Source organism: Thermosynechococcus sp. (genome assembly GCF_046299635.1).
In the GTDB taxonomy this organism is placed as follows: Bacteria; Cyanobacteriota; Cyanobacteriia; order Thermosynechococcales; family Thermosynechococcaceae; genus Thermosynechococcus.
Genome location: NZ_JBKBHV010000027.1, coordinates 1 through 23,666 on the forward strand (window position 1 = coordinate 1; position 23,666 = coordinate 23,666).

A 23,666-nucleotide genomic window follows, 5' to 3' on the forward strand; every position below is an offset into this window, starting at 1 on the left:
AGTTTACAACTGTGCTCATTGTGGCATTTCCATAGATAGAGACTTGAATGCGAGTCTCAAACTGTTGAAATTTGTAAGTACCCCAAGCTCTGGGGGAATTGAAGCCTGTGGAGAAGTAACATCCCTTGAGAGTGTCGCTCTTGAGACTTCAATGAAGCAGGAAGTCAGCAGCAAATCTAAACAATGGAGTCTATTTGACTTGGCTGGATAGATTTGTATCAGTCTTACAGAGCGGGTTGGGACTGCTGAGCTAGCGTGACGTGAAACTTACCGCCGACTTGAACAATCTCCTTTACGGCTGCCCGCGTCCGAATGCGAATGCCCAGAGCCGTTGCCTCCTGCACGAGAAAGTTAATAATTGTTTCTGAATCATCACTGACGGGAAAGACTCGCCCATCGGCCTCGGTTTTTAACTTGACCCCCGCGCCTCAAACCAAGCGATCGTGTCTTGGGGTTGAAAGCGACTAAAAGCACCCCGCAAGGCTTGGCCACCACGGGGGTAGTGTTACACCAACAGCGCCGGATCAAAACAGTGGTGAGTGACATTGCAGCGACCACCGCCGTAGATGCGGACTTTGCTCAGCACCGTGGCTCCAGCTTCTAAAATCGTCACGCAATGATGAGGATTGGCCGTCGCAGCAGCGATCGCCCCAAAAAACCCGGCGGCACCGCCGCCAATCACTAAAATGCGCTGACCCACAATCAGGATTCCAAGGGAGAGGGATGGGTATCTTCATCTTTGCCGTTTTTGCCGTTGCGATCGCGCCTCCAGTGAAGCTGTTGATGCAGCCGACCCACAGCAATCCCCTCTGCGGCCATCAGGTTGAGCACCCGCCGCCGAAACTCCCGCCCCACTGCCCATTGTTGTCCTGGTTGTGTCTTAATCCAGATGCGCACGAGTAAGCCACTGGCAGTAATCTGATCAATGCCCAGCACCTCTGGTCGCTGCAACATCTTGAGTTGCCACTCAGGCTCTTCATAAAAGCGACGACTAAGGTCATCCAATAGAGAGAGTAAGCGATCGGGAGGGGTCTCAATATCTACCCACAGTTCAAGATTCACCCGTGACCACGTACGGGTTAAGTTGGCCACCTTGGTAATCATACTATTGGGAATTGTAATCAACTGCCCCTCAGCATTCCGCAACTGCGTAATTCGCAGATTCAAGTTTTCCACGAGGCCTGAGTAGGGTTCAATTTCTACCACATCGCCAATGCCATACTGATCTTCCCAGACAATGAGCAGACCATTGATAATGTCTTTCACCAAGTTCTGCGACCCTAGGGAAATGGCCAAGGCTAAAAAGCCCCCGACCGCCAGAATAGAGGAAACAGGTACCCCCAACGACCCCAAAATGACCACTAAGCGAATCAGGTAGATCACAACGGTCTTAAAGCCGCGCATCACTTCCACAGTGGTACTAATCCGCAGAGTTTTGCGCTGGGTATCGGCAAACTTGAGCAGATTATTTTGCTCCCAGAAAACACGCAGACGATCAAAAGCCAAATCGGCAAATTGATTCAGCAGCCCAGTGCCAAACCACACCACCATCCAAAGAATCGGCAGGCCATAGACTTGGGAACTCAGCCAGCGGGTCATGGGAAAGAGACGCAAAATTGCTGCTAAGCCGAGCAGCCACAGAGCCACTTGCCCCCACAACAGCAGATAGCGAACGAGACTAATTAGCTGGATACGCTGCTTGAGAAAAAAATGATGTCGCAGATGGGGTAAAAGGGGGAAAAGCCACTCCGGTTCTGTGGTTTGGGTAACCACTCTCTCCAGTTGTCTTTCTAGATGCTTGCCTTGGTGCAGGAGTAACCGCTGCACAATGAATAGGATGAGACTTCCCCCTGCCACCCTCAAAAAGATGAAAACCGCTTCTTGAACTTGGGCTATCAGGGCGGTATAGGTACGTTCCTGAACGGCTCGGTTCATCTGCTCCTGCAAGATGTCCCGCCACTGCTGTGCTAAGGTTTCGGGCGGCAGTTGATGGTAATCGCTGTCGGCTTCTGTGACCGTTAAGAGGCGAGTGGTGCGTTCCGCTTGGCCAACGCGGGCACTGATCACCAAAACATTATTGAGACGGGCAACACCGATATTCACCTGTTCTGGCGATTCCCGTCTCTGGGCAAGAGCGTTATTCAGCACCCGCCGTAGATTGGATTGAATGAATTCTGCGCGAACTTCAACAGGAATCGCATTACCGGGATTAGCGCGATCGCGCACCGTGGGCGCAGCAATTGTAAAGAGGCTACTGCCATCAAAGCGCACGTCGGTAATTTCTAGCTCGCCAATGCGAATCACCCCAGAGGGTAGAGGAGCACCTGTGGTTTGAGTGATTTCCGGCACAGGTACCTGAGCAACGCTCGGCCAAGGAGAGAGAATGGCTACAAAAAACGCCACAAGGGCGATCGCTCCCCACCGCCATAATGGTTTACGCAAGTTGATCATCCACTGCCAAGGGGTTGCTTGAAGGCAAACAGTGCTAAAAGTATCCTCTCACCTTTTGAAGGTTGAACTCAGTTCACGGTTCCCTAGGGGCGATCGCCAACACGGCGGGGAGCGCAGTCGCCGGCCACATCCCGAATCAGGGAAAGACGCGAGGAAATATAGCGCTCCAGATGATGCCGCTGGTGGTGTTCTAGGGGATAAACATCACTAAACTGTGTCACCAGCCACCCCTGGAGGGTGTGATCATCCATACTCAACAATCGTCCCACCTGTGCTTGCTCAACAAAGCGCCAAAACTGCCGGAGGAGAGAGGGGGTCATACTTGCCCTCCTTTTAAGGTTTTCTTTAGATTTTGTCTATCTACTACCATACGTTGCCCCTTGGAGATTGGGGAGGAATCTGCGAAAGCCGCAACTAAAGTTAGGGAATCCACATGAAGTTCTGTAAACTTCTATGGCAATCTCTAAAGCCCAGTCCGCCTGTGAACCTCTGCTTCCTTGGGGAGGCTCCGCATCTTGGTAGGGCGGTGAACCGCTAAAATAGTAAGGCTTTACCAACATACTCAAAAATCAGCAGAGTCTATGCGCACACATTACTGTGGCGATGTTCGGCTAACGGATATCGGAACAACGGTCACCCTCTACGGTTGGGTGGATCGGCGGCGAGATCATGGCGGCGTCATCTTTATTGATTTGCGCGATCGCTTCGGCATTGTCCAGATTGTCAGTGACCCCCAGCGCACTCCCGCCTCCTATGCCCAAGCCGATCGCCTGCGCAGTGAGTATGTGGTGAAGGTCATCGGTCGGGTCAGCCAACGTCCCGCAGAGTCTGTCAATCCGAAATTGGCCACCGGCGAGATCGAGGTCTATGCCGATCACATTGAGGTGCTCAACACGGTGCGCCAGCAACTCCCCTTTGCCATCTCCAACACCGAGAATGAATCGGTGCGGGAAGAGGTGCGGCTGCGCTATCGCTATCTCGATCTGCGGCGAGAACGGATGGCCCGGAACTTGCAGTTACGCCATCGGGTTGTTCAGGCCATGCGGCGGTTTCTGGAGGATGAGGCGGGCTTTATTGAAGTGGAGACCCCCATTCTCACCCGCTCGACGCCGGAGGGTGCCCGCGATTACTTGGTGCCCAGTCGCGTGAATCCGGGGGAATGGTTTGCCCTCCCCCAGTCGCCGCAGTTGTTCAAGCAGTTGTTGATGGTGGGGGGGTGCGATCGCTACTACCAGATTGCCCGCTGTTTTCGCGATGAGGATCTGCGCGCCGATCGCCAGCCCGAATTTACCCAGCTGGACATGGAGATGAGCTTCATGGATCAGGAGGAAATTATTGATCTTAACGAAGCGCTCATCTGCCACATTTTCAAAACCGTGAAGGGGATTGATCTGGCGCGTCCCTTTCCCCGCCTGAGTTACCAACAGGCCATGGATCGCTACGGCACCGACAAGCCCGATACCCGCTACGGCCTCGAACTGGTGGATGTCTCCGATATTCTCAAAGACTGTGGCTTTAAGGTCTTTAGTGGGGCGATCGCCCAAGGGGGCATTGTCAAAATTTTGCCCATTCCCCACGGTAGCGATCGCATCTCCAATGTGCGCATTAAACCCGGTGGCGATCTCTTCCAAGAGGCCACTGCCGCCGGTGCTAAGGGGCTGGCCTACATCCGCGTTCGCGACAACGGCGAGATTGACACGATTGGCGCCATCAAGGATAACCTCTCTCCAGAGCAAAAGGCTGCCCTCCTCGCGCGAACGGGGGCGAAGGCGGGGCATTTACTGCTTTTTGGCGCCGGGGACGCGGCAACGGTCAACAAAACCCTCGATCGGCTGCGGCAGAGGATTGCCCGTGAATTTGACCTCATCGATCCGACGGCCATTCATCTGCTGTGGGTGGTGGATTTCCCGCTGTTTGAGTGGAATGCCGAAGAGCAGCGCCTTGAGGCCTTGCACCACCCCTTTACCGCTCCCCATCCGGCGGATTTAGCCGATCTCAAGACCGCCCGTGCCCAAGCCTACGACCTAATTTTTAACGGCTATGAAGTGGGTGGCGGCAGTCTACGCATTTATCAACCGGAGTTGCAACGCCAAGTTTTTGAAACCATTGGCCTTACTGAGGCAGAAGTTCAAGAAAAATTCGGCTTTCTCCTCGAAGCCTTTGAATTCGGTGCTCCGCCCCATGGGGGGATTGCCTACGGCTTAGATCGGTTAGTCATGCTCCTTGCCGGTGAAGAGTCCATCCGCGACACGATCGCCTTTCCGAAAACGCAGCAAGCCCGTTGTTTGCTCACCGGTGCCCCCAGTGGTGTGGAACCGCAGCAACTCAAGGAACTCCACGTGACGCCCGCCATGCCTACGAAAACCGCAAAAAAAGCCTAAGTCCAGCCGTTTCCTTGGAGCCGGTTTAACGAGTTTGGTACAGGTTGGCTCGCACGAGTTCCAAACTACCGTCGGCGATTAACTGGACGGCGATCGCCAGAATGAGGAACCCCAGAATACGGGTTAAAGCCCCCACGCCGGTTTTGCCCCATTTTTGCACCAGCGGCTCGCCCAAAAACAGACAGAGGTAGACCACGGCGCTAAACAGCCCGATTCCCAACAGACAGCCGAGGTACTCTTCCCACGTTTGGCAGCGGGTTGATAGCGTCATCGTCACCCCGATCGCCCCCGGCCCACTGATGAGAGGAACGGCCATCGGTGTCAGGGTAATATCCTCCTTATCAATTGCTTCGGTGTGCTCCTGAAGGGTTAACCGCTGGTGAGAGGTCACCATTTGCCAAGCGGTGTGGGCCACAATGAGTCCGCCGGCAATGCGCACCACGGCTAAGGAAATGCCAAAGAAGCCAAGGATGAACTTGCCTCCTAGAAAGAAGGCAACCAAAACGGCAAACACGTTGCGGGCAATTTGTTTTGCCTGTTGGCGACGGTACTTGGGGGGATGTTTTGCGGTGAAGGTGTAGAAAATGGGAATGGCGCCAATGGGGTCGGCAATGGGAAACAAAGCAGCGACGGTTCCCAGCAAAAAAGAGAAGGTTGGATGCAAGGTTGGATACACCATTGACCGATGTAGCGGGCAAAAGTCACAGCTTCATGCGTTTAGGAGGGCAACAATCTCCTGACTAATGGTCCGCAGTTGATTGCGCACGTCTTTATCGGGAAGGTTGGGGCCACTAAACACCCCCTGACCAATACTGTGGAAGCGCCACTGCTCACTCATGTAGCTAAAACCAACAATCTCTAGGCCAATGGCACGGCGTTGGGGAGAGTCAGGGTCACCGTAGAGGCGGATTTGCAGGAGCAGACTGCGGGCCTGCCAGCGGCGACTCCAGCCGGGGAGGTGAAAGCCGATGTCAATGGAATCGGGATCCATCCAGCGGCGGGTGTGGGGGTCATCGGCCCAGGGGTGCAGATCCGCCCGCAGATCCGGATTGCACTGCCTAAAGAGGTGAACAATCGCCCCCAGCTTACTGGCCATCTGCACCGTCACTGCCTGCTCTACCGCATTCACCGTGGTTCTCTCCGCAATACCCTTGTTCCCAAGGTTAGCGAGGGGAAACGGCCGCATCAACTCTAGGGGTTGGTGGCGGTGCCAAAGGACGCTCAAGGCGGGGTTGCCCCACCGAGTAACTCAGGGCATAGCTTTGCCCCAACAGCCAAAACCACAGTTGGGGGGCAAGGGGTTCAAGCCACCCTTGACAACGGCGCACTAAAGGGGGCAACCAAAAACCAAAGAGGGTATGGTAGAGGGCATCCAAGCTAAAACTGAGGTAGCTTTGCAGCCACCGCAGCAGATGCCAAGGCCCCACCATTGCGTAGATCCACCCCAGGAGGTGGGGGTTTTGCCAAGCAGCTCGCAGCGCCATGCGATTAAAGGCCAGCCAACCGGTACGGTCTTTGATGAAGCGATCAACCAGTTCGGGGGATTCCTGCCCAAGGATGCCAAAGAAGGTGTTGAGCATGGCATTGACCCGCTCGGGGGGAAGGGGGCGATCGCTGGGCACCATCATGCCTCGCGAGAAGAGCCATGTCACCGCCGTATTGCTTTGATAGGCGCGAATTTGGTTGAGAAATTGCTTTTGGACAAGGTCATGCCGCAGTGCGGTATCCAGCAGATCCGTCAGGCGGGGAAGGTTGCGCACCAGGGAGCCAAAGCCGGTGAAGACTAAGGGGGATTGCAGTGAGGCGGCATCCCCAATGGCTAGGACGCGATCAAAGGCCACGGCGCGATCGCCCCGATGGTGGCTAAAGTGGCCGGGAATGTAGCCAAACGTCGGCTTCACCCACGTCAGTTGATCCAAATCGCAGCGGCGGTACTCCGGCAAAATGGCAAAGAAGTCTTCGTAAAGTTCCAGTAAAGAGCCGGGAAACTCCGGCCGAATGTGGTGGTAGTGAAATAGATAAATCGTGCGCTCTTCCCCTGCCCCCGGAAACAGCTCCCAAATGAGTTGTCGTCCCCGCGAAATATCACCATGGCTAAAGAGGACATCGCCGTAATCGCCATCCCAAACTTCCGGCGGGATTCCCTTCACAATTGCCCCCACCGTCGGACAAACACTCTCAAAAGCCCGCCCGCCGTTCAGTTGCCGCGCAATGGGAGAGGCAGTCCCCATCGCATCCACAAGGACACGGGCGATCGCCTGTCGCTGTTCTTGGGTCTGGCGATGCTGTGCTTGCACCACGACGCCGTTGGGATGAACCGTGGCCGTCTCAAATTCCGTCCAATCCCAAATCTCCCCGCCCGCTTGGCGCAGTTTCTCACCGCACAACTGGAGGAGCTTTGCCGAGTCAAGGGCAATGTTGAGCACGGTGGGCGTGTGCAGGACGGGTGCCCGACAATGGGCAGGACTGGTGGCATCAAAGAACTTGTTAAAGCCGTCGCGGTACTCGCGGGCAATCAGGCTCTCAAACTCGGCCGCAGTGAATAACCCCAGATCAATCAGGCTCTGAAATTCCAGGCGGGAGATATTCCACTCCCGATTCATCCGCCCAAAGGGCAACCGCTCAATCACCAGCACCCGGTAGCCCAACCGCGCCATCACCGCTGCATGGATGACCCCCAAGGCGCCCCCCACATAAACCAGGTCGTAGCTCGGCGGATCACAGGGGGGCGTTGCCCACTGCAACACAGGAACTGGAGGCGTGGGCTGTTGTACCCCTTGGCGCCAGCGTTGTTCCCACCAATAGACGCGCTCTAGATCCGCTTCCCCTTGGGGCATGCGTTGAAAGTATTTCACCGTCAGGGGGTAGCGATCGCCCAACGCTTCAAAAATGGTCTTGCCGGCAGGCCAAGAGGGGAGGCTCGTAGGTTTTAGGGGAAAGGCCGAGCACAGCTCCCGCCGAAGCTGCTGCACACAAGCACGCTCTTGGGGAAACGGCTCCTCTCCCCAGCGCATCACCTTGAGGTACGTGGTGCGTTGTAAGCTCCAGAGAAAGATGGCCAGTTCGGTATTCGTATTCCTCATCTGCCAGCGGCCACCGCTGTCTTTGGGCACAATGGTTCCCAGACGGGGTCGAAACGTGTGGTGCAGCCAGTGAATGACCGCTAGGGTATCGGGCGTGGGCACCTCAAGGTATAGGAGTTCTTGCATGTTGTTTCAAAGGTCTCCTAGGGAGCTTGACAACGGCACAATTTGGCGTAAACTGCACTGTACTAAACAGTTTAAGAGAGTTTACGAGTTCTCAGAATTGCCCTGTTGTCCTATGCATTATCCCATTCCGCAGAATCTTGAAGAAATGGTAGCCCTCAGCCGGCAGCCGGTCAGTGAAGAGGCGATTGCCGCAGCGATCGCCGGCGTGATTACCATTTGCCGTGCCCAAGGCCACAGTTTGGCACAGGTGCAGGAATGGGTCTTAGCAGAAGATGACCGATTGGATCGCAAAACGCGCCAATGGCTCAGTGAAGCAGTGGAAATGGCTTGGTCAACGGTTGATGGTGTCGGCGTACCGACCGGCCGTGAGGGCGATCGCTAGGGCATCGGCAGCATCATCGGGCCTAGGAAGCTGGGGAAGTTGCAGTTCCCGTTGCACCGCCTGTTGCACCGCGATTTTGGCCGCATTGCCGTAACCGGTGAGGGCTTGCTTCACTTGGGGAGGGGTGAATTCCATCAGGGGACACTGAAGCTGACTAAGCACCAAGAGAATCACGCCTCGGGCTTGCGCCACCACAATCGTATGGCTCATCTTGTAGAAAAAGAGGCGCTCCAACGCCACCCAATCCGGTTGGAGGGCAGGAATGAGGGTGTGCAGATCGTTGTAGAGACTCCGCAGGCGATCGCCCACGGCGGTGTCGGCAGGGGTCGTGATCACGCCAAAATCGCATACTTGACAGGTGTTGCCCTGCACCTCAATACAGCCATAGCCAAGGGTAGCAAGACCGGGGTCTAGGCCAAGGATGCGCACCTCTCCTACTTCACGACCCCTGTCAATAGATCCAGAATGGGCTTGGTCATCCAGTTCAATCCCACCTTGAGTTGGTGTTCGAGGGTGGGCAGGCGATAGAGATAGGCCAGCCGCCGTGCCAAGTAGGCCAAAGGGCCATCGAGGGTCAATCCCAGCCCCGCCAAGGCGGCGCGATCCGTGCCGAGGGTGAGCATTTCCCCCAGATGGGAATAACGACAGGGAAGGAGGGGGCGATCGCTCAGACTTGCCCAGAGATTCCAAGCGGCATAGTCCGCCTGTTGAAACGCCGCCTGCGCCGTATGGGGAATGGCTTGTCCCTGCTCATCCACCGCCTCGGCAGCATCCCCCAGGGCAAAGATCTCGGGGTGATCAACGACCTGGAGGGTGGGGAGCACCTGAAGGCGCCCCGTAGCTGTTTTGGGCAAATCAAGGGCAGCAATCACGGGTGAAACCGCCGTCCCCACCGTCCACAGGACAATATCCACAGGCAGCTCCTCGACGCGGTCTTTGTATTGCAGGGAAATATGATCTGCCGTCACCGCCACGGGGGTTGTTTCTAAATCAATCCAAACCCCTCGGTCTTCGAGAACCCGCAGTGCCGCCTTGCGATTGAATGCCGGGGAGGACTTGAGGATCTCGGTGTTGCGATCCACCAAACGAATGCGCCCGCGGCTGCCTAGGCGCTCCGCCAATTTACAGGCCAGTTCCACTCCACTCGGACCGGCCCCCACCACCACGACCCGAATGCGGTCGCGATCGGAGCGCTCACAGCGCTGCAGCGCCTCTTCCAGACGGTAGGCATCTTGGAGGGTACGGAAGGTCAAGGCGTACGCCGCCACACCGGGAATACTGTTTTTGGGGGTTTCCCCTCCCAAGGCCAGAACGAGTTGCCCATAGGTCAGGGGGGTGTCCTCCCTCAGGTGAACCGTTTTTGTGGACAGATCCACGGTGGTTACCGTTCCTTGGTGAAAGACCACGGGGGTATCCTTGAGCACCTCCACAAAGGGCGGGGCAATTTCCCATGCCTGGAGTTCGCCGGTAATCAGCTCGTAGAGCAAAGGGGTAAAGACAAAGCGATCGCTGTGATCCACAAGGGTAATTTCCGGCGGCGAAGACCAGGGAAACTGCGCCAACCGCAGGGCGGTATAAAGCCCGCCAAAGCCACCCCCGAGAATGCAAATTTGACTGCTCACCGCTGATCTTGTCATGACGCTGTCCGCTCTCTAAGACTTATACAAATCTATCCAGTCAAGTCAAATGGACTCAGTAGATTTGCTGCTGACTTCCTGCTTCATCGAAGTCTCAAGGGCGACGCTCTCAAGGGGTGTTACTTCTCCACAGGCTTTAATTCCCCAGAGCTTGGGGTACTTACAAAGTCTAACAGATGGAGCCTCCCACTGCCGCAGGGTTGGGGTGGACACACCCTTTCATTTCGCCGCTTGAGAAATTGATAGTTTGCTCATAAGAGTGGTTATACACCATAAAAGCATAAGTTTATGTAATTTTAGTTGATTTATCGGTTACTGCTGTTACCCCCTCAGTATAACTTGCGCATCCCTGAGGTCGGCAATTTGAGGCACGGCCAGGGTCTCGGGGAGGGCCGGATCCGGCAGTAAGGGGCGATCGCGCCGCAGCCAAATCGCTTGCAGACCAGCGCCCTGGGCACCGCGGACATCTTCTTCCCAACTGTCGCCAATGTGCCACACTTGGTGGGGGGAATAGGGGGCGATCGCCCCCTCAAAAATGCGCCGATTTGGTTTTGCTGCCCCCACTTCGCTGGAAATCCACACCTGCTGAAAAAAGGGAGCCAATCCCAGAGCCTCTAGAACCCCGTACAAACGGCTATCGAAATTCGACACCACCGCCAAGGGAATGCCTTGGGCTTGCCAATCTTGCAAAGCGGGCAAGACATCCCCATAAACCAGCCAAGGTTCAGCCGTGGCGTAGTAGGCAAAGACCGGCCCAAAAAATGCGCCAAAATCGGCAAATTGATCCAGCACGCCCGCGCGGCGAAACGTGTCCGCTGCAACCCCTTGCCACCATTTGAATTCGGCCTCTAAGCGTTGGGAAGCCCCCAGACCCGGAAACGCGCAGGGAGGGGCAGCCCTAAAGGCCTGAAAAAAGGCCACATCCAGTGGCGCCGGCTCAACATGAACCCCGACGGCGGCAGCAAAGCGGCCATAAACGGTGCCCACCGATTCCCGGAGGCCAAAGAGGGTACCGACCGCATCGAGGGTAATGAGTTGGGGGGGATCAAGCAGGGGCATCGGAACTGGCATCCACCGCCGGTGGGGGAGAGACCTCTTGGGCACGGCGCTTGCGTTCTTGCGCCACCAGCTCTTTCATGAGACTGCGGGCCTGAGTCATTTTGTCGAGGTTGCTGCGGTAGAGTTCAAGATCGCGCTTGACTTTCTCGATGGGCAGCTTGATCACGGGAGCCAGTTGATCCAGTGTCTCGTTGAGATGCTTGGTGACATCTCCCGCCAACTTTTGCAGGAAGGCATACAGACCTACGGCATGGAGACGGCTATATTTGCCCTCGTGGTTGAGGCTGTTGAGGGGGGCAGCGGGTTGACCCCTGCTGAGTTCATCAAGGATTTGGCTCAAGGGACGGCCTTGGTATTGCTGCCAAGCGGCGGCATCCTCCTGCAGCTGTTGCGGGTTCATTTCCTCGGCCACACAGAGGGCATGGAAGATATTGGCGCGATCGCCCTCCGGCTGATACCCTTCCATAAACTGGTCAAAGGCGGTAACGACGCCAAGGGCAAAGAGAGGAGAGTAGCGAAACTCTACATTGACGCGCAGCAGATGAATTTCCACCAGCAGTTCTTCAATAAAGCGACGGTAGATCGAGTGAATCGGTCGCGTGTGAGCCGCATAAAAGGCGCGTTTGGTATCAGAGACGGTTCGAGGATGTTGCACAAGCTCTGCCGATATTCGTTAAAAAATGTCATGATTCTTGACTATTATCCCCCATTGCGCTTTCCCAATCAATGATGCCTCCTGAGCTTGCCCTCGCCATTGCCCAGTTCAACTGTGGCGAATTCTATGCCTGCCATGACACCCTAGAAGCCCTCTGGTTAGAGGCCGCTGAACCGGAGCGCACGTTCTACCAAGGCCTGTTGCAGGTTGCCGTGGCCTGCTACCACCTGAGGCGGGGCAACCGGCGGGGGGCGATTTTGCTGTTGGGGGAAGGGCGGCGGCGTCTTCAACAGTGCGATCCAAACTTTTATGGCCTAGACTTGACCCCTTTTTTAGCGGCGGTGGCAGAGTTGCAGGGGCAGCTTCAGACTTCCCTTGAGGCGGAGCCGAAAATTCACCTGCATCTTGCGGTTGCCGCAGCCCCAGATCAGGCCTAGAATCCGAGACCCCCTAATATTCAAGCTCTTCCTCCTCAGGTGCTGCCGCAATCGGGGTCTGCGGATCTTCTCCCTCTTCGGGGAAGCGAATGAGCACACCGTTAAAAAAGCGTGCCAGTTTTTCGGCGGATTCACGCAGCGGATCGCAGGCGGTGGCAGGGGCTTGGTATGCCGGCGGGGGGGCTGGTTCTTCCTGAGGCCGCAGGGGAGGGAGGACAGCGGCTTGCGGCGGTTCCTTGGCCTTTGGGGCAGGCGGGGTTTTGGAGGGCGGCGGGGCAATCTCCCAGACCACTTTGATGCGGCGGCCTAGCACTTGGGAAAAGGCAGCTTCGATTTTGGCCTGGTTATTCTTTGTCAGATTTAACAGGGTTTGATTGACAATGCCGATGTGCACCTCGCGATCGCTCACCCGTCGCAGATGACCGTGTTGCGAGAGCAGCGCATAGGTACTCATTTGCCTCTGCTGCAAGACCTGCAGCGCTTCATGCCAGACGCCTTCGGTGTTCTCTGCCTGCGGTTCAGGAGAGGGCTTAGGGGTGGGCGCAACCTTCTCCTTGGTATCTTTGATTTGATTGATTTGAGCCTGTTGAGCTTCCGGCTCCTGGGGAGCAGCAGGCGCAGCAATTGCCGCCGGTTCAGTCCTAGGGGGCAAGCCAATGGTGGGCTTCGGGTCGGCAGTCGGCATTATATTGGGCACAGGGGGGTGTGACCCTGTCTCCGTGATTAGCCCCAGAATACTAATTTCCAGCCAAAGACGGGGTTGATTGCTCTGTTTAATCTGGCTTTCGCAGGTGCGCAGATGTTGTTGGGCCTGCAAAATTTCCTCCACAGACCATGCCTCGGCAAGGGCAATCAGTGCCTGCCAAGTTTCTGCGCTCAGAGCCACTAAGTCCTGCCGTTGGGGAACGGTTTTGGCCAAGAGCAAATCCCGATAGAGACCGGCCAGATGGTGCAGAATCGTCAGGGGATCGCGACCCCGTTCCAGTAATTGGCGGGTGTGCTCAAGCACCGCCACCGCATCGCGGCGGGCGATCGCCCCCAATAATTGCCGCAACTCTTGCTCTGGCACTGCTCCTGTGAGCTGCCACACATGTTCTACGGTGATCCGTTCGGGATATAGGCTCAACTGATCCAAAAGACTTTCGGCATCCCGCAGCCCCCCTTGGGACAACTGGGCCACGAGGGTCAATGCTTCCGGTTCAATCGCAATCTGCTCTTTGTCGGCAATCCATTGCAGATGGGCCACCATTTCCCTCACGGGGATGCGCCGAAAGTCAAACCGCTGGCAACGGGAAACAATCGTCGGTAAGACCCGCTGCGGATCGGTGGTGGCAAGGACAAAGACCACATGGGGCGGCGGCTCCTCGAGGGTTTTGAGGAGGGCATTGAAGGCCGAGACGCTGAGCATGTGGCACTCATCAATGACATAAACCTTGTAGCGACACTGCACTGGGGCAAATTGCGCCTTCTCGATCAGTTCGCGAATGTTGTCCACCCCGGTGTGGCTGGCGGCATCAATTTCAATCACATCCAAACTGGTGCCCTCGGCAACTTGCCGACACACGTCGCACTGCCCACAGGGATCGGGGGTGGGCTTGGGACTGCTCAAGCAGTTGAGGGATTTTGCCAGAATTCGAGCACTAGAGGTTTTCCCCGTACCCCGCGAACCGCAAAAAAGATAGGCAGGGGCAATGCGCTCCTTGAGCAAAGCTTGGGTGAGGGTGGTGGCGATCGCCCCTTGACCCACCAGATCTGCAAAGCGTTGGGGACGATATTTGTGATGTAGAGGTTCGTAGGTCACCGCTGGGCTGCAAGGGATCTGCCGGCAAAGACCTGCTCTTGACTCAGCAATCCAACCAAAGAGGACAAGACCAGATGCGCCTGTTATTCTAACAGGCCGGCAATGACTCTCGGCTCACCAAGAGCGATGCCCCGCCGTCTCCCCAACGGAGATCAATCGTTGCCCCTAAAACCAGCCTTTTTTGCCGGCAATATACGTTCTGTTGAACTCCTCATCACTCTTGGTGAGGTAGATCACGCCCTCAATCAGACCAATGATGCCCATGACCAGGGCAAGCAACCCACAGCTTAAAAGACTCACCAGCAGCATGATCAAGCCCTCGGTGTTGTAGCCAAGTACAAACTTGTGAATACCAAGGGCGCCCAAGAGGATACCGCAGATGCCGGCTGCTATTTTCTTGCCTGAGATATCGGAATTTGAGGTCATTGTCCCTTCCCCAATGGTTACCTGTGAAACAGCGCGATTGCGCCCTCTTGGCCTATATCCTTCAGGGGTTAGGGAAAATTGTCAAGGGGCAAGCAGGCAGTTGATTAATTGACCCAAAACGGTCAACGCCTAGGCAGCAGCGACCCAATCCGCTAGGGGTTCCCAGCGCACGTAGCGATCGCCCCCCACTTCCACCACCACTTTGAACTTGGGCAGGGTCTGGGTTAACTGTGCCAAGTAGGCAAATTCTTGCCTTGAGAGCCGCTTACCATCAATGAGCCAGAGCACTAGGCCTTTGGCATTGGGGGGTAGGTTCTCCAAGTGGTAGGTGACAAGGGGGGGTTGAAAATAAACGCGGATGTTCTCCTTGCCGGTGTGAGCAGGACGGATGCCATGCTCTTGGGTAAGATAGGCCGCCAAATCCCCCAACCCTGGTGCGCTCATGGGCAAGGTGGTATAGCCCTTAGAACGCAATCGCCGCTGATAGCGGCCCTCAAAACCGCCCTCCGGCGGCACAAAGAGTGCCAATGCCCCAGCGGACTCTAAATCTTTAACAAATTGATAGCCGGCCAGCAGACCCATAGATTCTCACAGGTTTTAGCATTCCATCCAGCACTTTACCATGCGCATTCCTACTGCGGATATGCCTAAGTCAATAGCAATGCAAATAGCCCACATAAGGCAATGCCATCAAAGACCCCCGCACCACCAATACTGAGCACGCCCGCTGACATCCGCTCAATTTCCCGTAGGTGGAGTAAATCTGCCCCAATCAGTGTTCCCAGTACACCGCCAGCAAAGGCAATGGGCGCCGCCGCCACCCCCCCGGAGATCAAAATGGCCGTCATGGCTGCGGTGAGGGGAGCAACCAAGGCATTCATCTGAATGCCAATCCCCGGCACCACCTGAGCAGAGTAGTAACTCACCGCGGCCACAATTGCCGTCACCAAGAGAATTGCCAAGGGACTGACGCGGCTAAATTGGTAAAGGGCCAATATGGTTGGGATCAGACCGCCCCCCACATTCAGCGCCACAATGGTCTTCTGCTCGATTTTGCGTAGGGGAATGCCCCAAAACCGACTCAACCAGAGTTCCTCAAAGTCGGGCACAATTGCCACCGTAGAAACCCGCTCATAGAGGGGGATATTAATCGTGCTGCCGAGAATGATGAGCAGCAGGAGTGCCGAGGCGGCAGTGGGTGAAAAGCCCAACTTGGCAACGGCCACTTGTACAGCATCGAGGGCGATCGCCAGCCAAAGAAAGGGCAGCGACAGCAGCAGTAGGACAAAGAGCAGAGCAGTAACCGGCAGATAAATCATAGGAATTGACGATCACGTTAAACTTGCGACGATTCTTGGGACAGTTCCACAAGGGCTTCCTTGAGGGCTTTGGCTAGGGCAATGGCGGAAGGGTAGCGATCGCGAACCAAGGGAGCCGTAGCGCGGTGCAACACCTGTTTCAAGGGTTCAGGAATCTCTGGGCGATCCGAAACATCAAGGCGATGAAAGCCATCACGGTGGTGATAGAAGCGAATCGGACTATTGCCCAACAGTAAAAAAGCTAACGTTGCCCCCACTGCAAACAGATCCGACTGAACGGTGGGTTGGCCCATCATCTGTTCCGGAGCACTGTAGCCCTCCACAGCAATGCGAGTACCACTAGGGGAATGCCCCAGTTCTTTGACCGCACCAAAGTCAATCAAAACAATCTGATTATCCCGCGATCGCACCAGCAAGTTACTGGGCTTGAGGTCACGGTGAATCACTGGCGGGTCTTGGTTGTGCAGATAGTCCAACACACCACAGGTTTGAATCATCCACTGTACTGCCTGCGGAATCGGTACCGTGCCATTGCGCAGCACCCAGCGCTCTAGGTCAATACCATGAATGAGTTCCATAACCAAATAGCTTTTCCCATCTTCAACAAAAAAGTCATAAAAGCGGGGAATGCCAGCATGGTCAAGGAATTGCAAAATGCGAGCTTCTCGTTCAAATAGTTCCTGTGCCTTCTCATTGTCCTCCATGTCAGACCGCAGTTCCTTAAGAACCCGCACCTCTGGAACCTTACCAGTCCATTCCCCAGGGGATTGAGCTTCACAGGCTAAATAGGTGGTGCCAATCCCGCCATGCCCTAAAAGGCGCAGAATGTGATAGTTGCGTACCGTGCGCTGCACATTGAGGGGTTGACCACAGTGAATGCAAAACAGATTCCCTGGCAGGTTACCGGCATGGGTACACTCACTGAGGGTGGGCGCACTGCCGCGAAAGGATTGCTCATGGAATTCAAGAATTGGGCCTGTAGGGCCTAGCTGAATCAGGCTGCCACTGGCAAGTTTCCTCTCAGAGACAAGGCGACCGTCAACAAAGGTGCCGATCGCCCCCAAACTTTTGAGATACCAACGGCCAAGATTTTCTGGATCTCGATAGCAACACAATTCAGCGTGATAGCGACTAATGAGAATATCATTGAGTATCACATCATTGTCTGCGGCACGACCAATACGAATGGTCGTCTTAATCGGGAAACGCCATGTTTTGATCGGGGTACGTTTCCAAGGGTCTAACAGGTGCAAGATAATCACAGGCGTACAACTGCCACAGCAAACGACGACCCTTTTCCCATGGATGGAATACGCTCATAACGGTGAAAGCCACTGTAGGAGAAGACTCCTTAGCGTATCCCATCTTTTAGAATAGGTTAGAATAGGACTGTAATCAGAATTTAGCTTATTTTTCTCAGCCTAGCGGATGCTTGTTGTCGTAGGCAAAGAAGGGAGCAAGATAACGATTTCACTTGCAGATTGCAGGTGCTCAGGGTTCTCGCTGCTGCCAAAGCGTAGTACATTAAGGAATAGTGCTGGTGTAGCTCAGTTGGTAGAGCAACTGACTTGTAATCAGTAGGTCGTCGGTTCGAGTCCGACCATCAGCTTCGGTCGCTTAGCGCTTAAAAATAAAAGATGTAGTGTTCTTTCGGTTTAGTCTTGTCTGCTATGACAGCACTATGATGATCAAGGAAACGATCGCGCCACCCCTACTATGCTTGTCTACTGCACCCGTCCCCACTGTAGTCGTCCCCAAAACGATGTTCCAGAGTTAGACAACCCCAACAAACGCTATAGCCGTGTGGCGGAACGATTTTGCACTGCCTGTGGGATGCCCTTGATTCTGCGGGGGCGATACGTCGCAGAACGGCTTTTAGGGCGTGGGGGCTTTGGGGCAGCCTATCTAGCGCGGGATTTGGATACGCCGGGTCGGCGCGAGTGCGTGATTAAACAGTTTATGCCGCTGATGTCCGATCCCCAGAGTCGGCAAAAGGCACTGGAACTTTTTGAGCGGGAAGGGCAAGTTCTTGATCAACTGGGGCAGCATGCTCAGATTCCAGATTTACTGGCATTTTTTGCTGAGGAAGTCCCCAGTGTGGATGGACAAGGGGTAGAGCAGTATTTCTACCTAGTACAGGAATATATTGATGGTGAAACCTTAGAGGATGAACTGGTTCAACAGGGATGCTTTAGCGAAGAACAGGTGCGGCAGGTGCTGCGGGAACTCTTACCCGTGTTGCAGTACGTCCATGACCACGGCTCGATCCACCGTGACATTAAACTCTCGAATATTATGCGCCAGCACCCCAGCAAGACAAAGTTTCCCGGCCAAGGGCGGCTCTACCTGCTGGACTTTGGTGCGGTAAAGCAGATTTCCCAAGCAGGGGGACAACAAGGACACTTTACAGGTATTTATACTCAATACTATGCGCCACCGGAACAAGCGCGGGGGGAGCGGGTCTATCCCAGTTCAGATCTCTATGCCTTGGCCGTCACCTGTATTGTGCTCCTAACGGGCAAAGATCCTAGTCAATTATTTGATGCCTATAACAACCGCTGGGAGTGGCATGCCTACGCCCAAGTCAGTCCACAACTACAAGCCATTCTTGACCGCATGCTGCAACCTGCGCCTAGCGATCGCTACCAATCCGCGGCAGAGGTCTTAGCAGACTTAAATGCTTCCCCTAAACCTGTTCCGGCTCCCCCGCCGGTCATCCCCTCCTCTTCTGCCCCACAACCTGTGACCTCATCTCCTGCCCCGCCACCGGTGGTGTCTCAACCGCCATCTCCTCCTTCACCTGCACCCCTGACGCCTCCCACCAGCACACCGCGTCCGAGAGCAAAACCACCGCGGCAGCCTGCGCCTCCCTTACCCGCTTTGAAAATTCTCGTTGGTGCCGGCTTTACAGGCTTTGAAATGACGGCCTTGGGACTGATGATTTTTAGCTTGATGACGACTTGGCAGTTGCCCGTTGGTGTCAGTGCTGGCCTGATTGGTGCATTGTTTGCTCTCTTAGTGTTTATGCAATACAAACGCTGGATTGAACACTGGGAGCAGTTGATCATTGCGGTTATTTCAGGGGCAGTTCTCTTTTTTGTGCCCCTCTTGCAAGCGGGATTAGGGGGTGTGACAGCCCTGCTCATTTGTGGTTTAGTGGGGTTGGGTTGTGTGGTTATGGGCAACATCTTCTTGCTGATTTACAACATCTTGGGGCGGTTCCTGTAGGAGCAGGGCAATGCAGTTAACGTGGTTGGAGAGCAACACTTGGTTATGGGAGTTGGGGAATACGCGGATTTTGGTTGATCCGTGGCTGGTGGGGCCGCTCACCTTTGGCAACATGCCGTGGCTCTTTCAGGCGGAGCGATCGCGCCCCTGTGAAATTCCAACAGATATTGATGCTATTTTGCTCTCCCAAGGCTTCCCGGATCACTGTCATGAACCGACGTTGTGCGCCTGCGATCGCGCCCTACCGGTCATTGCCTCCCCCAGTGCTGCTAAAGTTGCCCAAGCCCTTGGCTTTGAAACGGTGATTTCCCTCAGTCTCCATCAAACCCACACGTACCGCGATCTGACGATCCAAGCCACCAAGGGCGCCAGTATCGGCCCTAGTCAACTGGAAAATGGCTATCTTCTGCGCTGGGGCACTCAAAGTCTCTACTATGAACCCCACGGCTGTCATGATCCGTGGCTGCGCACCTACGGCAAGGTGGATGTGGTAATTACGCCCCTTTTGGATGTCTGTTTACCCATAGTCGGCGCGATTCTCAAGGGGGGCAAAAGCGCGCTGGAATTGGGGCAATGGCTTCAGCCCAAGGTGATGATCACCACCGCCGGCAATGGCACCCTCCGCCTTCAGGGATGGCTACCGCGACTGCTCTCAGTTAGGGGAACCCTTGAGGAACTGCAAGTGTCGTTTCAGCAACTTGGCTTGGATACCCGTTTGGTGGAACCGGTGGCCTACACTCCCCTTGTGCTGCTGACTGAGGTCTAGGGATGCGACGCTGGCTGCGGCCTTTGATTCTCTTTTGGCAGGGGGCAATTCTTTTACTTCAGGACAATCAACGGTTTTTGCAGTTGCTCAGTCAGATGCAGGGGATCGCAACCCGCGTGCTGGCGATCGGGATGTTGATCGTGGTCATTGTCGCCATTATTGATTTGGGGCGGATTTTGGCCACAGAGTTGCTCTCACCACCGCTGGGTCAATTTAGCCTTGAGCTGGTGAAAATTTTTGGTCTGTTTCTCAATGTCCTTGTGGCGCTGGAGATTCTCGAAAATATCACTGCCTACCTGAAAACCCATGTCTCGTCGCAAATTGTCGAGCTGGTGATTGTCACCTCCCTCATTGCCATTGCCCGTAAACTCATCATTCTGGATATTAGTCAACCGGAAACGGTGGCCAAGCTCTTGGGGCTGGCGATCGCCATTCTGGCCTTATCTGCCAGTTACTGGATTGTGCGTCGTCTAAACTACCGGCGGCGTCCCTGAGGGATAGACTTGCTCGCGGTAGGCTTGCGCCTGTTCTAAGGTTGTTTGCAGCCGCTCCCAGTCCTCCTGCTCCACTTGGCGAATCAGATCATCAAGGGTGGCACGGTAGTGGATCAGGCAGTGACGCAGCGCCGCGCGGTTATATTCGGCCATCATCCGTCCCAACTCTGGGTTGCCGCCCCCAACACGGCTAGTATCGCGAAAGCCGGAGCTGGCCAAGCGCTGCGCCAGTGTCCGAATGGGTTCATCGGCCTCTTGAGCATTTGCCAAAAGTAGTGCTGCACTCACCAGAACAGGTAGGTGGGAAATCCAAGCCACGGCGCGATCGTGATCCGAGGGGGTAGCATAGAGGAGCTTTGCCCCTAAATCATTGACCACGCCAGCAACACAGTCAATGGCCGCACTTGGAGTGTAGAGGGTTGGAGTGAGCACATAGGGCGCGTTCCTAAAGAGATGGGCTTGCGCTGCCTCAATGCCGGACGCTGCGGTACCGGCCATGGGGTGCCCACCCACATAGCGGAGCCAGAGTTTTTCTAGGGCGGGGACAATTGCTCCCTTGACAGATGCCACATCGGTGAGCACTGTTTCTGGACTCAGATAGGGGGTGATGTCCAAGGCTACACTGAGAATGCTGCCAATGGGGGGACAGAGAAACACCAGATCAAGGGCACGCAAAATTTCTGGCTCCGTACTGCCCCAGTCAATAGCCCCCTTGGCGATCGCCCGCTCACAGGTTTCTGCCCGCCGACTCAAGCCTACTACATAGTGCCCCTTTGCCCGCAAATCGATACCCAGCGAACCACCAATCAGTCCTAGGCCGACGATGCCAATCCGTAGCATAGTGCCCCTAAACTTGAATACTGTTAGTCAACCTTCACAATTATGACACTGATTGTTGTTCTTGAGCAGAGAACGGTGCAGATTGTCGGAGCCGCCCACCCTTGCCGCCATCCCTAGCCCTGGGCAACACCGTGAAGTTCGATACAATCGGAATTGAATTCTGTTGCGCTCTAGGCCATCCATGATGAAACGCCTTGCCCATTTCCTGTTGCAGACCCTCCCCTTCTGCCTTGGCCTTGTCCTTATCTGGTGCCTCAGTAGCGGCTCCCCGGCGTGGGCAGCAGTCTCTACCGCTCACCACAGTTTTGTCGCCACAGCGGTTGAACGGGTGGGGGATGCCGTGGTGCGCATTGATACCGAACGCACCATTGTCCGCACGCCAGATCCCCTTCTCAGCGATCCCTTCTTTCGCCAGTTTTTTCCCGGTTTAGCCTTGCCTCCCCAAGAGGATCGGCTGCGGGGTCAGGGGTCGGGCTTCATCATCGATCCGAGTGGTATCGTGATGACCAATGCCCATGTGGTGAGTGAAGCAGATACGGTGACGGTGCGCCTCAAGGATGGTCGTGTGTTTGAAGGGGAAGTGCGCGGCGTGGATGAGGTCTCGGATTTAGCAATTGTCAAACTCAAAGGGGTGACCGAACCCCTGCCCACGGCTCCCCTTGGGGATTCCAGTCAGGTAAAAGTGGGAGATTGGGCGATCGCCGTCGGCAATCCCCTTGGTCTTGATAACACGGTGACGTTGGGGATTATCAGTACCCTCCACCGCTCCAGCGCCCAAGTGGGCATCCCCGATAAGCGCCTTGATTTCATTCAAACCGATGCGGCCATCAACCCGGGCAATTCCGGCGGGCCTTTACTCAATGAAGCAGGGGAAGTCATCGGGATTAACACCGCCATTCGTGCCGATGCCATGGGGATTGGGTTTGCCATTCCCATCAACAAGGCCAAAGCGCTGCAAGCCCGCCTAATTCGCGGCGAAAAAATCCAGCATCCCTACATTGGCATTCAAATGACCACCTTTACACCGGCCATGGCACGAGAAAACAATGCCAACCCCAATTCTCCTGTTCTGCTGCCGGAGGTCAACGGCGTGCTGGTGCTACAAGTGCTGCCCAATACCCCTGCTGCCAAGGCGGGTCTGCGCTGGGGGGATGTGATTACGGCCGTAGATGGGGAACCGATTAGCAGTGCCGATCAATTGCAGGCCATTGTGGATAGTGCTGCTGTGGGGCAAGTTCTTAACCTGACAGTTCAACGGGGCGATCGCAGCCAACGGATTGCTGTGCGCACCGCGGAGCTCCAGGGAGCGGCCTAGGATGCCTTGGGGGCTACTGCTGCTGTGGCTGTTTGCCCTTGCAACCCGCTTTTGGGGGCTAACCCGCTTTCCAACTTTAGTTTTTGATGAAGTCTATTTTGCCCGCTTTGGCCGCAACTATCTGGCAGGGGTTCCCTTCTTTGATGCCCATCCCCCTTTGGGAAAATACCTGATTGCCCTCGGCATTTGGCTGGGGGGTGGCTTTCATCCTTGGGGCTATCGTTGGATGAACGCCCTGTTGGGGTCGCTGATTCCGGTGGCGGTGGCGGTGTTGGCCTATCTCCTGACGGGGCGATCGCGGGTTGCCCTGTTGTCGGGAGGCTTCGTTGCTCTCGATGGCCTCTTTTTGGTGGAGTCCCGCTATGCCCTCATCAACGTGCCGCTGGTGCTTTTGGGGGTAGTTGGCCAAATACTCTGGCTGTGGGGGCTGCGCTATAGGGGTAGGGGGCGATCGCTCTGGCTGATTGCCGCAGGAATCGTCTTTGGTGCCTGCGTGGCCGTGAAGTGGAGTGGCTTGGGCTTTTTGCTGGCAGTAGGCCTTTTCTGGCTTCTTCAGCAGGGGTTGCCGCTGCCAGCTGAGTGGAAGACCACCTACCAGTGGTGGCAGATGTGCCTGCTGTTACCCCTTGTCGCCTTTGGGGTCTATACCCTCCTCTGGCTGCCCCATCTCCAGTTTCACCCCCACCAAAGCTTACTGGTTCTCCATCAACAAATGTTCAACTTTCACCGCAGTGTCTCCAGTACAGCTCATCCCTACTGTTCCCCGTGGTGGTCTTGGCCGCTGTTGCTACGTCCGATGAGCTACTTTTTTCAGCGGGTGCAAAGCCTTGCCGAACCGGTGCCCGTGATTGGCCCGCCCCTTCCCCTGGCAGAGACACAGTGGGTGTATGCCGTCTATGCTCTCTTTAACCCGCCCCTCCTGTGGCTGGGTACCTTGGCCACTTTGGCGCTTTTACCTCTTGGATTGACCACAACTGCCGGCCGTTTTCTGCTCTTGAACTATGCTGCCCATCTCTTGCCTTGGGCACTCGTGAGCCGCTGTGTGTTTATCTACCACTACCTCCCTGCTGCCCTCTATAGCTTTATGGCTTTGGCTTGGGTCTGGGAAGCCAGCCAGGATTGGGGCGCTTGGTCACGCTGGCTGCGGATTGCGGTTCTAGGGGGGGTCATCGGTGGCTTTCTCTACTGGCTCCCCCTCTCCCTTGGTCTGCCGCTGACCCCTGCCGCCTTTTTTAGGCGAATGTGGTTGCGTTCTTGGATTTAGCC

The 23,666-nt window shown here is 55.5% G+C and carries 23 protein-coding genes, 1 tRNA gene and 2 pseudogenes; 10 read left to right on the forward strand and 16 right to left on the reverse strand.

What is annotated here, in order from left to right:
• Positions 1–211, forward strand: a pseudogene (locus tag ACK4IR_RS10230) (RNA-guided endonuclease TnpB family protein); the annotation flags it as partial.
• 132 nt (positions 212–343) lie between these two features.
• Here ACK4IR_RS10230 and ACK4IR_RS10235 read toward each other — a convergent pair.
• The 3 genes and pseudogenes from ACK4IR_RS10235 to ACK4IR_RS10245 form a co-directional block, all read right to left on the reverse strand.
• Positions 344–700, reverse strand: a pseudogene (locus tag ACK4IR_RS10235) (NAD(P)/FAD-dependent oxidoreductase); the annotation flags it as partial.
• 2 nt (positions 701–702) lie between these two features.
• Positions 703–2,442, reverse strand: coding sequence for a mechanosensitive ion channel family protein (locus ACK4IR_RS10240; protein WP_409874263.1), 1,740 nt, complete (start codon positions 2,440–2,442; stop codon positions 703–705).
• A gap of 92 nt (positions 2,443–2,534) precedes the next feature.
• A complete protein-coding gene (locus tag ACK4IR_RS10245) occupies positions 2,535–2,771 on the reverse strand; it encodes a hypothetical protein (protein ID WP_409874264.1) in 237 nt (78 codons plus the stop codon).
• Between the two features lie 261 nt (positions 2,772–3,032).
• On the opposite strand from ACK4IR_RS10245, the gene aspS reads away from it, so the two are divergent.
• Positions 3,033–4,832 carry an aspartate--tRNA ligase gene (gene aspS, locus ACK4IR_RS10250; RefSeq protein ID WP_409874265.1) on the forward strand — a complete coding sequence of 600 codons (1,800 nt, stop codon included), beginning with the start codon at positions 3,033–3,035 and terminating at the stop codon, positions 4,830–4,832.
• Between the two features lie 25 nt (positions 4,833–4,857).
• Here the strand turns inward: aspS and ACK4IR_RS10255 are convergent, their stop codons facing one another.
• Genes ACK4IR_RS10255 through ACK4IR_RS10265 form a run of 3 tightly spaced genes read right to left on the reverse strand, consistent with a single transcriptional unit; the run spans position 4,858 to position 8,041 of the window.
• Positions 4,858–5,511 (reverse strand): MarC family protein, encoded by a 654-nt coding sequence (locus ACK4IR_RS10255; protein WP_409874266.1) that lies wholly within the window; start codon positions 5,509–5,511, stop codon positions 4,858–4,860.
• Positions 5,512–5,541: 30 nt separating this feature from the next.
• Complete coding sequence (locus ACK4IR_RS10260; RefSeq protein WP_409874267.1) at positions 5,542–6,057, reverse strand: hypothetical protein; 516 nt, start codon at positions 6,055–6,057, stop codon at positions 5,542–5,544.
• The gene (locus tag ACK4IR_RS10265; protein WP_409874268.1) at positions 5,996–8,041 is read right to left on the reverse strand and encodes an NAD(P)/FAD-dependent oxidoreductase; all 2,046 of its coding nucleotides are present in this window, start codon (positions 8,039–8,041) and stop codon (positions 5,996–5,998) included. The genes ACK4IR_RS10260 and ACK4IR_RS10265 overlap by 62 nt, the downstream gene beginning before the upstream one ends.
• A 112-nt stretch (positions 8,042–8,153) precedes the next feature.
• Here ACK4IR_RS10265 and ACK4IR_RS10270 point away from each other — a divergent pair, with 112 nt between their 5' ends.
• Positions 8,154–8,423 (forward strand): hypothetical protein, encoded by a 270-nt coding sequence (locus tag ACK4IR_RS10270; protein ID WP_409874269.1) that lies wholly within the window; start codon positions 8,154–8,156, stop codon positions 8,421–8,423.
• Here the strand turns inward: ACK4IR_RS10270 and ruvC are convergent.
• The 4 genes from ruvC to psb29 form a co-directional block, all read right to left on the reverse strand.
• A complete protein-coding gene (gene ruvC, locus ACK4IR_RS10275; RefSeq protein ID WP_409874270.1) occupies positions 8,373–8,852 on the reverse strand; it encodes a crossover junction endodeoxyribonuclease RuvC in 480 nt (159 codons plus the stop codon). The two genes, ACK4IR_RS10270 and ruvC, sit on opposite strands and share 51 nt — an antisense overlap.
• 5 nt (positions 8,853–8,857) lie before the next feature.
• Complete coding sequence (locus ACK4IR_RS10280) at positions 8,858–10,060, reverse strand: NAD(P)/FAD-dependent oxidoreductase (RefSeq protein WP_409874271.1); 1,203 nt, start codon at positions 10,058–10,060, stop codon at positions 8,858–8,860.
• A gap of 321 nt (positions 10,061–10,381) precedes the next feature.
• Positions 10,382–11,119: an HAD-IA family hydrolase gene (locus tag ACK4IR_RS10285; protein ID WP_409874272.1), complete on the reverse strand. Its 738-nt coding sequence runs from the start codon at positions 11,117–11,119 to the stop codon at positions 10,382–10,384.
• Positions 11,106–11,774, reverse strand: coding sequence for a photosystem II biogenesis protein Psp29 (gene psb29, locus ACK4IR_RS10290; protein WP_409874273.1), 669 nt, complete (start codon positions 11,772–11,774; stop codon positions 11,106–11,108). The genes ACK4IR_RS10285 and psb29 overlap by 14 nt, the downstream gene beginning before the upstream one ends.
• 71 nt (positions 11,775–11,845) lie before the next feature.
• Between psb29 and ACK4IR_RS10295 the strand changes: the two genes are divergently transcribed.
• Positions 11,846–12,211: a DUF309 domain-containing protein gene (locus ACK4IR_RS10295; protein WP_409874274.1), complete on the forward strand. Its 366-nt coding sequence runs from the start codon at positions 11,846–11,848 to the stop codon at positions 12,209–12,211.
• A gap of 13 nt (positions 12,212–12,224) precedes the next feature.
• Here the strand turns inward: ACK4IR_RS10295 and ACK4IR_RS10300 are convergent, their stop codons facing one another.
• From ACK4IR_RS10300 to ACK4IR_RS10320, 5 genes are all read right to left on the reverse strand, one after another.
• Positions 12,225–14,012, reverse strand: coding sequence for a DNA polymerase III subunit gamma/tau (locus tag ACK4IR_RS10300; protein ID WP_409874275.1), 1,788 nt, complete (start codon positions 14,010–14,012; stop codon positions 12,225–12,227).
• A gap of 165 nt (positions 14,013–14,177) precedes the next feature.
• Positions 14,178–14,438, reverse strand: a complete 261-nt coding sequence (locus ACK4IR_RS10305; RefSeq protein WP_409874276.1) for a TM2 domain-containing protein — start codon at positions 14,436–14,438, stop codon at positions 14,178–14,180.
• A 129-nt stretch (positions 14,439–14,567) separates the two neighbouring features.
• Positions 14,568–15,020, reverse strand: coding sequence for a photosynthetic/respiratory NAD(P)H-quinone oxidoreductase subunit N (gene ndhN / locus ACK4IR_RS10310; RefSeq protein WP_409874277.1), 453 nt, complete (start codon positions 15,018–15,020; stop codon positions 14,568–14,570).
• A 65-nt stretch (positions 15,021–15,085) separates the two neighbouring features.
• Complete coding sequence (locus tag ACK4IR_RS10315) at positions 15,086–15,757, reverse strand: DUF1614 domain-containing protein (protein WP_409874278.1); 672 nt, start codon at positions 15,755–15,757, stop codon at positions 15,086–15,088.
• Between the two features lie 17 nt (positions 15,758–15,774).
• The gene (locus ACK4IR_RS10320) at positions 15,775–17,019 is read right to left on the reverse strand and encodes a protein kinase domain-containing protein (RefSeq protein WP_409874279.1); all 1,245 of its coding nucleotides are present in this window, start codon (positions 17,017–17,019) and stop codon (positions 15,775–15,777) included.
• A 274-nt stretch (positions 17,020–17,293) separates the two neighbouring features.
• On the opposite strand from ACK4IR_RS10320, the gene ACK4IR_RS10325 reads away from it, so the two are divergent.
• From ACK4IR_RS10325 to ACK4IR_RS10340, 4 genes are all read left to right on the forward strand, one after another.
• A tRNA-Thr gene (locus ACK4IR_RS10325) sits at positions 17,294–17,366 on the forward strand.
• A gap of 107 nt (positions 17,367–17,473) precedes the next feature.
• A complete protein-coding gene (locus ACK4IR_RS10330; RefSeq protein WP_409874280.1) occupies positions 17,474–18,985 on the forward strand; it encodes a protein kinase domain-containing protein in 1,512 nt (503 codons plus the stop codon).
• Positions 18,986–18,995: 10 nt separating this feature from the next.
• Positions 18,996–19,751: an MBL fold metallo-hydrolase gene (locus ACK4IR_RS10335; RefSeq protein WP_409874281.1), complete on the forward strand. Its 756-nt coding sequence runs from the start codon at positions 18,996–18,998 to the stop codon at positions 19,749–19,751.
• A 2-nt stretch (positions 19,752–19,753) separates the two neighbouring features.
• Positions 19,754–20,245, forward strand: a complete 492-nt coding sequence (locus ACK4IR_RS10340) for a phosphate-starvation-inducible PsiE family protein (protein WP_409874282.1) — start codon at positions 19,754–19,756, stop codon at positions 20,243–20,245.
• On the opposite strand, the gene ACK4IR_RS10345 is transcribed toward ACK4IR_RS10340, so the two are convergent.
• Positions 20,222–21,085 carry a prephenate/arogenate dehydrogenase gene (locus ACK4IR_RS10345; RefSeq protein WP_409874283.1) on the reverse strand — a complete coding sequence of 288 codons (864 nt, stop codon included), beginning with the start codon at positions 21,083–21,085 and terminating at the stop codon, positions 20,222–20,224. The genes ACK4IR_RS10340 and ACK4IR_RS10345 overlap by 24 nt on opposite strands.
• A 181-nt stretch (positions 21,086–21,266) precedes the next feature.
• Here ACK4IR_RS10345 and ACK4IR_RS10350 point away from each other — a divergent pair, with 181 nt between their 5' ends.
• Together ACK4IR_RS10350 and ACK4IR_RS10355 are read left to right on the forward strand one after the other, a co-directional pair.
• Entirely contained in the window at positions 21,267–22,400 is a 1,134-nt protein-coding gene (locus tag ACK4IR_RS10350; protein WP_409874284.1) for an HhoA/HhoB/HtrA family serine endopeptidase, read from the forward strand.
• Position 22,401: 1 nt separating this feature from the next.
• Positions 22,402–23,664 carry a phospholipid carrier-dependent glycosyltransferase gene (locus tag ACK4IR_RS10355; RefSeq protein ID WP_409874285.1) on the forward strand — a complete coding sequence of 421 codons (1,263 nt, stop codon included), beginning with the start codon at positions 22,402–22,404 and terminating at the stop codon, positions 23,662–23,664.
• Positions 23,665–23,666: the final 2 nt, after the last annotated feature.

Bases quoted from the DNA above. Each gene is read 5' to 3' on its own strand.
- ACK4IR_RS10245 (WP_409874264.1), bottom strand. From the start codon at position 2,771: ATGACCCCCTCTCTCCTCCGGCAGTTTTGGCGCTTTGTTGAGCAAGCA.
- aspS (WP_409874265.1), top strand. From the start codon at position 3,033: ATGCGCACACATTACTGTGGCGATGTTCGGCTAACGGATATCGGAACA.
- ACK4IR_RS10255 (WP_409874266.1), bottom strand. From the start codon at position 5,511: ATGGTGTATCCAACCTTGCATCCAACCTTCTCTTTTTTGCTGGGAACC.
- ACK4IR_RS10265 (WP_409874268.1), bottom strand. From the start codon at position 8,041: ATGCAAGAACTCCTATACCTTGAGGTGCCCACGCCCGATACCCTAGCG.
- ACK4IR_RS10270 (WP_409874269.1), top strand. From the start codon at position 8,154: ATGCATTATCCCATTCCGCAGAATCTTGAAGAAATGGTAGCCCTCAGC.
- ACK4IR_RS10280 (WP_409874271.1), bottom strand. From the start codon at position 10,060: ATGACAAGATCAGCGGTGAGCAGTCAAATTTGCATTCTCGGGGGTGGC.
- ACK4IR_RS10285 (WP_409874272.1), bottom strand. From the start codon at position 11,119: ATGCCCCTGCTTGATCCCCCCCAACTCATTACCCTCGATGCGGTCGGT.
- ACK4IR_RS10295 (WP_409874274.1), top strand. From the start codon at position 11,846: ATGATGCCTCCTGAGCTTGCCCTCGCCATTGCCCAGTTCAACTGTGGC.
- ACK4IR_RS10305 (WP_409874276.1), bottom strand. From the start codon at position 14,438: ATGACCTCAAATTCCGATATCTCAGGCAAGAAAATAGCAGCCGGCATC.
- ndhN (WP_409874277.1), bottom strand. From the start codon at position 15,020: ATGGGTCTGCTGGCCGGCTATCAATTTGTTAAAGATTTAGAGTCCGCT.
- ACK4IR_RS10315 (WP_409874278.1), bottom strand. From the start codon at position 15,757: ATGATTTATCTGCCGGTTACTGCTCTGCTCTTTGTCCTACTGCTGCTG.
- ACK4IR_RS10330 (WP_409874280.1), top strand. From the start codon at position 17,474: ATGCTTGTCTACTGCACCCGTCCCCACTGTAGTCGTCCCCAAAACGAT.
- ACK4IR_RS10335 (WP_409874281.1), top strand. From the start codon at position 18,996: ATGCAGTTAACGTGGTTGGAGAGCAACACTTGGTTATGGGAGTTGGGG.
- ACK4IR_RS10340 (WP_409874282.1), top strand. From the start codon at position 19,754: ATGCGACGCTGGCTGCGGCCTTTGATTCTCTTTTGGCAGGGGGCAATT.
- ACK4IR_RS10345 (WP_409874283.1), bottom strand. From the start codon at position 21,085: ATGCTACGGATTGGCATCGTCGGCCTAGGACTGATTGGTGGTTCGCTG.
- ACK4IR_RS10350 (WP_409874284.1), top strand. From the start codon at position 21,267: ATGATGAAACGCCTTGCCCATTTCCTGTTGCAGACCCTCCCCTTCTGC.
- ACK4IR_RS10355 (WP_409874285.1), top strand. From the start codon at position 22,402: ATGCCTTGGGGGCTACTGCTGCTGTGGCTGTTTGCCCTTGCAACCCGC.